This is a genomic window from Endozoicomonas sp. ALB115, from assembly GCF_049310245.1.
GTDB lineage: Bacteria > Pseudomonadota > Gammaproteobacteria > Pseudomonadales > Endozoicomonadaceae > Endozoicomonas.
Genome location: NZ_JBLYZG010000104.1, coordinates 1 through 9,256 on the forward strand (window position 1 = coordinate 1; position 9,256 = coordinate 9,256).

The window sequence follows — 9,256 nt, forward strand, 5'->3', positions numbered from 1 at the left end:
TCGGCGAAAGCGGGATCTGTCTGGTAGCGCTCCCTTTTGCTCTTCCTTTGGCGCTCGGCGAAAGCGGGATCTGTCTGGTAGCGCTCCCTTTTGCTCTTCCTTTGGCGCTCGGCGAAAGCGGGATCTGTCTGGTAGCGCTCCCTTTGGCGCTCCCTTTCGCGTTGGGCGTAAGCGGGATCTTTGCGAAGCTCCCTTAGGTGCTCCCTTAGGCGCTCCCTTTTGCTCTCCCTTAGGCGCTCCCTTAGGCGCTCCCTTAGGCGCTCCCTTAGGCGCTCCCTTTTGCGCTCGGCAAGTGAAGAACTGCCATCAATATTAACTTTTGCCTGGGTGGTTCGGTTATCACGTGTAGCTTGGTGCATGCATAACGGATTAACGACAGCAACTGGCCGTAAATCTTGTGAATTATGAATTACGACAGGAAGATTAGTTAACTGTAAACCTGAGCTTGTATGATTCGCTGTTGTTTGCTCTCTAATTTCAAACTTGTCCCACGATATTAGCTGCTGAAAGGGAGTACTCGGTGTTGGTAATAATGGATTTTTAACGGATTCATAATCATGCTGGTAAGGAACATATTCATTAAGAATGGGTTGTTGTATCTCTTGAATACCTGTTCCAGAAGCGCTTTCTGAATCGAAGTTTGTTAGAGATTCAATATTATATTGATTCAATGAATAAGAACGATCAGCTTCATTCTGATATGTGTCTGGTCCGCTATTATAAATAGGAATAGGGTTCAGCACTTGAACTGGTATGCCTTGATAAATAGGCTGCTGTTCGGTGGCACCGAATTTCTGTTCTTGATTTAATAAACCTGATGCGCTGGAACAAAGATAATAAAAATAAGCATCGTATGAAGGAAATTGATTGGTTTGATTCATTGAATTATCGAATTACTGAATTACATCTTAAGACCACGCCTTCTTATAAAAGTTCCTCTCTTTCACAAATTATCCTTTATTTATGTCAACCAGACATAAGGATTTGCTATGTCTATCAGAATGTTTCTGTCTTGTTATTCAATACCGATAGCCAAGCCGACGAACGCCTCGATGCCAGAGATCGGATCGGGTGTTCAGCCTGATTGATGTTAGCTCTGAAGATTATGAGCAATTGGGAAGCCGTATTGATTCATTCTCTTCCAGAAACACTCCCAGTGACCGGATGAACAGACCAATGCTCTGAGGGTAAGCAGCATGGAAGCTCCTTCTTCCTTCCAACGCATTCCTGACCGACACATTCGCTGCTTCACCAATATTTTACAAGCTGCTTCAGTGACGCCTGAACCAATTCAGGGACATGGTAAAAATCCAGCACCTGCTACGAGACAAAAGGCTCAAGGAACGTCCAGTTATCCGGGGCTCCATCAGCTACTCCAACGTATGTCGCATTAGGGTACTGTTTTTTGATTTTCTCGATTTCTCCGGTATAGCGACGGATAAATGTTTGTTTATCCTTTCCAGACAAGACTTCTGGCAAGGCCTGGGCAAAGAAAGTTGAGGCTGAAATGCTGCGACAGGCTGAGCAGGTGTATTTCCTCTATAAAGACTTTTTGCAAATGTACAATAAACACCAGTCTGTGTCAGTGGTAACTCACCTGAGTTTTAGCTGAATTGACTGACTGATGATAAGGTTTTTTGCGCTCCCTTTGGCACTGGGTGTAGCGGGATCTTTGCGAAGCTCCCTTTGTCACTCCCTTTGGCGCTCAGCGTAAGCGGGATCTGTCTGGTAGCGCTTCCTGGCGATCCCTTTGGCGCTCGGCGTAAGCGGGATCTGTCTTGTAGCGCTCCCTTTGGCGCTCCCTTTCGCGCTCGGCGTAAGCAGGATCTGTCTGGTAGCGCTCCTTTTTGCGCTCCCTTTCGCGCTCGGCGTAAGCGGGATCTTTGCGAAGCTTCCTTTGGCGCTCCCTGTTGCGCTCCCTTTGGCGCTCGGCATAAGCGGGATTTGTCTGGTAGCGCTCCCTTTGGCGCTCCCTGTTGCGCTCTCTTTGGCGCTCGGCATAAGCGGGATCTGTCTGGTAGCGCTCCCTTTGGCGCTCCCTGTTGCGCTCCCTTTGGCGCTCGGGGTAAGCGGGATCTTTGCGAAGCTCCCTTTGGCATTCAATATGTGAAGAATTTTCATCAATAGCTTCTTCGTCTTTAATCGCAGGAGATATATATTGTTGAAGATGTTCACTTTTCAATCGTCGGGTAATAATCGCAATCGGCGCTGTAGATTTAGAGAAATTACCAATGCCGTCTTGTTTAGGAATTTGGATGGGTGAATTAAGTTTGGTATCAACATCTGTTGAGTTTTGCGAGATTGATTGAACACCCTTTGTTATGGAGTATATCGAAAAAGTTTTATTTTCAGGGTCATATTCTGCAACCTGATAATTTTCCAGTGGTATAGCTACTGGAATTGCAGGAGAATCGTTATAGCCAGTTTGATTTTGTACAGCGAAATCTTTCAACCATTTTTTTTTATGATTTAAATATCCTTGATTATCTGAACTTGTAGATTGGTCAGTCATGTCATGGTTAGTTACAGGTAGTCCAACTTCAGTAACCATTCGGGAGAAAACCTGACCTGTTGCACCAGATTCAGCTAAAGATATGCTTGGAATATTAGAAAGGCCATTAGGGGCTGGACTTAATTGAGAAGAAGTTGGTCTATCCATTGAATTATTGAGTTATTGAATTACAGTTTAAGACCACGCTTTCTTATAAAAGTTCCTCCCTTTCGCCACTCATTAACCTTATATCCATGTCAATCAAGCATAAGGAATTGCTATGGCTATTACTAATAGCGACGTAAAACTCTTCGCAAGTCAGCGCCTCACAGATGTGGAAGACGGTGGGGGGCGCGTTACTGGCAGCGAGGTCATTGATGGAAACATCAATAATCTCTTTCTTCGATTGCTGACCTTTACTAAGGAATAGTCCCGAAATAATTTCCCGGTTTCCCCTGAGGCTATAAAACTGAGATAATGGCCTCAGCGCCACGAAGTACAGGAAGCTACCTTGAGCCATTACTCCCCGCAAGTCGCCATCCAGATGATCAAGTTCTACAAGACTCTCAACGAACGTGACCATTCAGTTAGATAAAATTCTCCCAAAATGGAACTATAGAGCTATCCCTGAAACTGGGCGAAATGAGGAAGTTATTTCGGGACTATTCCTTAAAGGCACAGCAAGTTTTACCGTTTGCCTATCCAGAGGACAGAGACCAATACCTTATGACCCTCCGATTATTGACCGTTCACTCAGGGTGAGATAGTTTCGATCGGGACTGAAAATATTCCTTCAGTTTGACAACTGAAAAGCGGGGAGGCAGTACCTTCTGAATTTTTACTGGAACTCTGGGTCGTTTCAGTTAAATTAGAAGTCAGTGGTAAATCACCTGAGTTTTTAGCTGAATTGACTGACTGAAGATACCGCTCTCTTGCGATCACAGCTTGCTCTTTTGCTTCTTTCTTGTTGGAGGTTTGTATTTTGATTCTTTGGTAGGTCTTTATATAGATCTTTTGTCCCTCGGCGTAAGCGGGATCTTTGCGAAGCTCCCTTTGGCGATCCCTTTGGCGCTCGACGTGAGTGAGATCTTTCTGGTAGCGCTCCCTTTGGTGCTCTTTTTTGCGCTCGGCAAGTGAAGAACTGACATCAACATTGACTTCTGCCCGGATTGTTTGGTTATCACTTGTAGCTTGATGCATGTATAACGGATTAACGACAGCAACTGGCCGTAAATCTTGTGAACTATGAATGTCGGCAGGAAAATTAGTTAACTGTAAACCTGAGCTTGTATGATTCGCTGTTGTTTGCTCTCTAATTTCAAGCTCGTCCCACGATATTAGCTCCTGAAAGGGAGTGCCTGGTGTTAGTAATAATGGATTTTTAATGGGTTCATAATCACGCTGGTAAGGAACATATTCATCAAGAATTGATTGTGGTATCTCTGGAATATCTGTTCCAGAAGCGTTTTCTGAATCGAAGTTTGTTAGGGATGTAATAATATATTTATTCAATGAATAAGAATGATCAGCTTCATTTTGATATGTATCTGGTCCGCAATTGTAAATAGGAAGAGGGTTCAGAACTTGAACTGGTATACCTTGATAAACAGGCTGCTGTTCGATGGTACCAAATTGCTGTTCTTGATCTACTAAACCTAATGCAGTGGAACAAAGATAAGAAAAAGAAGCATCGAATGAAGGAGGTTGATTGGTTTGATCCATTGAATTATTGAACTATCAAATTACAGATTAAGACCACGCTTTATTATAAAAGTTCCTCCCTTTCGCCACTCGTTCACCATTTATTTATATCAACCAAGCATAAGGAGAAGACGGTGGCGGTCGGCTTACTGGCAGCGAGGTCATTGATGGAAACATCAATAATCTCTTTCTTCGATTGCTGACCGTTCACTAAGGCCGAGAGGGATCGATCGGGACTGTAAATATTCCTTCAGCTTGACGACTGAAAAGCGGGGGACAGCACCTTCTAAATTTTTACTGGAACTCTGGGTCGCTTTAGCTAAATTAGAAGTCAGTGGTGAATCACCTGAGTTTTTAGCTGAATTGACTGACTGAAGATACCGCTCTCTTGCGATCACAGCTTGCTCTTTAGCTTCTTTCTTGTTGGAGGTTTGTATTTTGATTCTTTGGTAGGTCTTTATATAGATCTTTTGTCCCTCGGCGTAAGCGGGATCTGCCTGGTAGCGCTCCCTTTGGCGTTCCCTTTCGCGCTCGACGTAAGCGGGATCTGTCTGGTAGCGCTCCCTTTTGCGCTCCCTTTGGCGCTTGGCGTAAGCGGAATCTGTCTGGTAGCGCTCCCTTTTGCGCTCCCTTTCGCGTTCCCTTTCGCGTGCGGCGTAAGCGGGATCTTTGCGAAGCTCCCTTTTGCGCTCCCTTTGGCGCTCTCTTTTGCGCTCGGCAAGTGAAGAACCGCCCTCAACATTAACTTCTGCCCGGGTTGTTTGATTATCACTTGTAGTTTGGTGTATGCATAACGGATTAACGACAGCAACTGGCCGTAAATCTTGTGAGCTATGAATTCCGGCAGGAAGATTAGTTAACTGTAAACCTGAGCTTGTATGATTCGCTGTTGTTTGCTCTCTAATTTCAAGCTCGTCCCACGATATTTGCTCCTGAAAGGGAGTGCCTGGTGTTAGTAATAATGTATTCTTGACGGATTCATCATTAGGCTGGTAAGAGACATATTCATTAAGAATAGATTGTGCTATCTCTGGAATATCTGTTCCAGAAGCGTTTTCTGAATCGAAGTTTGTTAGAGATTCAATATTATATTGAATCAATGAATTAGAATGATTGGCTTCATTTTGATATATATCTGGTCCGCAATTGTAAATAGGAATAGGGTTCTGCACTTGAACTGGTATGCCTTGATAGATAGGCTGCTGTTCGGTGGTACTAAATTGCTGTTCTTGATCTACTAAACCTAATGAGCTGGAAAATAGATAAGAAAAAGAAGCATCGAATGAAGGATGTTGATTGATTTGATCCATTGAATTATTGAACTATTGAATTACAGATTAAGACCACGCTTTCTTATAAAAGTTCCTACCTTTCGCCACTCATTCACCATTTATTTATGTCAACCAAGCATAAGGAATTGCTATGGCTATCAGAATGTTTCTGTCTTGTCATTCAATACTGACAGCCAAACCGATGAGCGCCTCGATGCCAGAGACCGGATCGAGAGTTATTTGGTTCCGGGCATTAAGGCATCATGGGAGCTGGTGGGCGATCAGCTTGAAGGGCAGGGTGCCGTTGTCGGCTATCAGCGGGAGGAATGGGCGGTGTCTGAAATTGGCGAGGTCTATTAGCTGACAACGCTATATGAGACAGTCAGTCAGTTCATCCGTATTACAGCCGTTGATTATTCCACTGAGATTTTTACCTATTTCGCTGGAGCGTAGTATATCGATTTTACCCGGCGAAAGTTGGAAATGCAGATTAGCGCACCTTTGGTGACGAAATTTATTGGGGCATCTCCCGTTCCCGGTGAGCCGGAGGAGGCAAGCTAATAATGAGAGAACGCAAGCTCTTAAAGACTGCCAGGGGAGCGCAGACTTATCTACCCCACGCACCGTTTACAAACCCCGCAGCGTATTATCCGGCTCGAATATCCGGGGGGCGATGTGAATGTTGGGGTAACACCGGGGGATGAAACCAAACTGCTGGATGCCCTGAAAAATGCAGGTATGAGGACGGTCTGATGCAACTGGATACCATTACTCTTCCAGATGATCTGCTCTGGATCAATGAATTTGAATGGAACCCGGTAGAGCAAACCACCGAACGCAGCCTGGCCGGGGCTTTATTGGTACAGGAAGGCCAGTTAGTTCATGGCCGTTCTATTGTTCTTTCTGGTAATGGCGAGGCCGGTTGGGTTTCCCGGCTGACGGTCAAGAGCCTCTTTGCTCTCTCCAAGGCGGTTAGTAAAACAATGACGTTGAGGCTCCCAGATAACAGGGAGTTTTCCGTTATCTTTGATCGGTCAAACGGGGCTCCCATTGAGGCACAACAGCTTATGCCGTTTGCCTACCCGGACGATAGCGACCAATACCTTCTTACCCTTCGATTGCTAACCGTTCACTAAGGCTGAGTGGGGGCGATCGGGACTGTAAATATTCCTTCAGCTTGACGACTGAAAAGTGGGGGGCAGTACCTTCTGAATTTTTACTGGAACTCTGGGTCGTTTCAGTTAAATTAGAAGTCAGTGGTAAATCACCGGAGTTTTTAGCTGAATTGACTGACTGACGATGCTGCTTTTTACGCTCCCTTTCGCGCTCGGCGTAAGCGGGATCTGTCTGGTAGCGCTCCCTTTTGCGCTCCCTTTCGCGCTCTAAGTAAGCAGGATCTTTGCGAAGCTCCCTTTTGCGCTCCCTTTTGCGCTGCCTTTCGCGCTCGGCGTAAGTGGGATCTGTCTGGTAGCGCTTCCTTTTGCGCTCCCTTTCGCGCTCGGCGTAAGCGGGATCTTTGCGAAGCTCCCTTTTGAGTTCCCTTTGGCGCTTGAGGTAAGCGGGATCTTTGCGAGGCTCCCTTTGGCGCTCTCTTTTGCGCTCGGCAAGTGAAGAACTGCTATCAACATTAACTTCTGCCTGGGTTGTTTGGTTATCACTTGTCGCTTGGTGCATGCATAACGGATTAACGACAGCAACTGGCCGTAAATCTTGTGAACTATGAATTCCGGCAGGAAGATTAGTTAACTGTAAACCTGAGCTTGTATGACTCGCTGTTGTTTGCTCTCTAATTTCAAGCTCGTCCCACGATATTATCTGCTGAAAGGGAGTACCTGGTGTTAGTAATAATGGATTTTTAACGTGTTCATAATCATTCTGGTAAGGAACATATTTATCAAGAATAGATTGTGGTATCTCTTGAATACCTGTTTCAGAAGCGTTTTCTGAATCGAAGTTTGTTAGAGATTCAATGTGGTATTTAATCAATGAGTTAGAATGATTAGCTTCATTTTGATATGTATCTGGTCCGCTATTGTAGATAGAAATGGGGGTCAGCGCTTGAACTGGTATGCCCTGATAAATAGGCTGCTGTTCGGTTGTACCAAATTGCTGTTCTTGATCTACCAAGCCTAATGCACTGGAACAAAGATAAGAAAAAGAAGCATCGAATGAAGGAAGTTGATTGATTAGATTCATTGAATTATTGAACTATCGAATTACAGATTAAGACCACGCTTTCTTATAAAAGTTCCTCCCTTTCGCCACTCATTCACATTTATTTATGTCAACCAAGCATAAGGATTTGCTATGGCGATTACTAATAGTGACGTAAAACTCTTCGAAAGTCAGCGCCTCACCGATGAAGAAGACGGTGGCGGTCGAGTGACCGGTAACGAGGTCATTGATGGCAACGTCAATAATCTCTTTCAAGACATTTCCCGGATTGACCGAACCATTGGTGATGTGGCTTTGCGTAAGGCGTTTATCGGGATCAGCACCGACAACAATGACATTTACCTTGGAGGCCATTTGATCCTGACCGAGCCTCCCAAGGATCAGAATGTTTCTGTCTTGTTATTCAATACTGACAGCCAAACTGACGAGCGTCTCGATGCCAGAGACCGGATCGAGAGTTATGTGGTTCCGGGCCTTAAGGCATCGTGGGAGCTGGTGGGCGATCAGCTGGAAGGGCAGCGATCCGTTGTCGGCTATCAGCGAGAGGAATCGGCGGTTCCTGAAATTGGCGAGGTCTATAAGCTGACAACGCCAGATGAGACAGTCAGCCAGTTCATCCGTATTACTGCCGTTGATTATTCCGTTGAGTCTTTTACCTATAACAACGGGCAGGAGTATATAGATTTTACCCGGCGGAAAGTGGAAATGGAGATCAGCGCTCCTTTGGTGACGACCTTTGTCGGAGCGCCACCAGTGCCGGGGGAGCCAGAGGAAGAAACCAGCCGCATTCAGGAAACGCAGATAGCCGATACCAGCCGTTACTATGGCATCCAGTCTATGAGTGCCAATATTACCGCAGGTGACCTTAAGGTAAAGGCTGAGAGTGTTTATGCGCCTTTGGTGCCGAGTGCCAAGGTCGAAAGCCCATTACTGGATCAATATGGCGGCTATACCGGCAAGACCGTGGTGGCGACTTCGGCCAGTAACCGATCAGTCAGTTGTCGCTTTGTTCATATCACTGGCACCCAGAGCCGCACCTATCTGCAGCGGGGATTTTTGCCCGGAACCCTGACCCTTTCGGTGGATGGCGGCACCTTTGAAGATAACGGCACAGGCAATCTGATCCATAAAAGCGGCACCAACAATTACACCAAGATGACCGTGGATTATGACCTTGGGGAAGTAAACGTCTGGCGAGTAAGCGGAGTTCTTTCGGCCTCCGGTAATGCGACTTATCAGCCAGCGGTGGGAATGACGGGCTCAGCGATCAGTGGTGCTATCCCAATCACAAACCAGAACCGGGGCTTCAACTACACCCTGAATATGGCCGAGGCCAAGCCAAGGCCGGGGACGCTGGTGGTCAGCTATATCGCCCTCGGCAAATGGCAGGATATCCGGGATTCCGGTAATGGACAGATGACTGGTTCTGGAACTGGCACCATCCTCTTTGCAACCGGCTCGGCGGCAATTACCCTCGATGCTTTGCCCGATCCAGACAGTGCCATTGTTCTCAGCTATGTGGCTCAGAATGATGATGAGGTGACGATCAGAACCGGCTCGGTGCCGGTGGATGATATGACCTTCCGGCATACTGTTCAGAAGCCCGGTATCAAGCCCG

The 9,256-nt window shown here is 46.1% G+C and carries 8 protein-coding genes and 2 pseudogenes; 4 read left to right on the plus strand and 6 right to left on the minus strand.

Annotated elements, in window-relative coordinates; genetic code table 11:
* The 3 genes and pseudogenes from ACO6VE_RS23120 to ACO6VE_RS23130 form a co-directional block, all read right to left on the minus strand.
* Positions 1-359 (minus strand): annotated as a pseudogene (locus tag ACO6VE_RS23120) (hypothetical protein); the annotation flags it as partial.
* 731 nt (positions 360-1,090) lie between these two features.
* A pseudogene (locus ACO6VE_RS23125) lies at positions 1,091-1,497 on the minus strand (hypothetical protein); the annotation flags it as partial.
* A 208-nt stretch (positions 1,498-1,705) separates the two neighbouring features.
* Positions 1,706-2,182, minus strand: coding sequence for a hypothetical protein (locus ACO6VE_RS23130; RefSeq protein WP_422463720.1), 477 nt, complete (start codon positions 2,180-2,182; stop codon positions 1,706-1,708).
* A gap of 589 nt (positions 2,183-2,771) precedes the next feature.
* On the opposite strand from ACO6VE_RS23130, the gene ACO6VE_RS23135 reads away from it, so the two are divergent.
* Entirely contained in the window at positions 2,772-2,921 is a 150-nt protein-coding gene (locus ACO6VE_RS23135; protein WP_422445557.1) for a hypothetical protein, read from the plus strand.
* A 323-nt stretch (positions 2,922-3,244) separates the two neighbouring features.
* Here ACO6VE_RS23135 and ACO6VE_RS23140 read toward each other — a convergent pair whose 3' ends face one another.
* Together ACO6VE_RS23140 and ACO6VE_RS23145 are read right to left on the minus strand one after the other, a co-directional pair.
* Positions 3,245-4,213 carry a hypothetical protein gene (locus ACO6VE_RS23140; RefSeq protein ID WP_422463722.1) on the minus strand — a complete coding sequence of 323 codons (969 nt, stop codon included), beginning with the start codon at positions 4,211-4,213 and terminating at the stop codon, positions 3,245-3,247.
* Between the two features lie 155 nt (positions 4,214-4,368).
* On the minus strand, positions 4,369-5,502 hold the full coding sequence (locus ACO6VE_RS23145; RefSeq protein WP_422463724.1) for a hypothetical protein: 1,134 nt from the start codon (positions 5,500-5,502) through the stop codon (positions 4,369-4,371).
* A 135-nt stretch (positions 5,503-5,637) separates the two neighbouring features.
* Here ACO6VE_RS23145 and ACO6VE_RS23150 point away from each other — a divergent pair, with 135 nt between their 5' ends.
* Both ACO6VE_RS23150 and ACO6VE_RS23155 read left to right on the plus strand, forming a co-directional pair.
* Positions 5,638-5,823 carry a hypothetical protein gene (locus tag ACO6VE_RS23150; protein WP_422445551.1) on the plus strand — a complete coding sequence of 62 codons (186 nt, stop codon included), beginning with the start codon at positions 5,638-5,640 and terminating at the stop codon, positions 5,821-5,823.
* Positions 5,824-6,215: 392 nt separating this feature from the next.
* Positions 6,216-6,599 (plus strand): hypothetical protein, encoded by a 384-nt coding sequence (locus ACO6VE_RS23155; RefSeq protein WP_422463726.1) that lies wholly within the window; start codon positions 6,216-6,218, stop codon positions 6,597-6,599.
* On the opposite strand, the gene ACO6VE_RS23160 is transcribed toward ACO6VE_RS23155, so the two are convergent.
* Positions 6,571-7,659, minus strand: coding sequence for a hypothetical protein (locus tag ACO6VE_RS23160; protein WP_422445547.1), 1,089 nt, complete (start codon positions 7,657-7,659; stop codon positions 6,571-6,573). The two genes, ACO6VE_RS23155 and ACO6VE_RS23160, sit on opposite strands and share 29 nt — an antisense overlap.
* A gap of 111 nt (positions 7,660-7,770) precedes the next feature.
* Here ACO6VE_RS23160 and ACO6VE_RS23165 point away from each other — a divergent pair.
* The coding region (locus tag ACO6VE_RS23165; RefSeq protein WP_422463728.1) for a hypothetical protein at positions 7,771-9,256 on the plus strand (1,486 nt) is incomplete at its 3' end.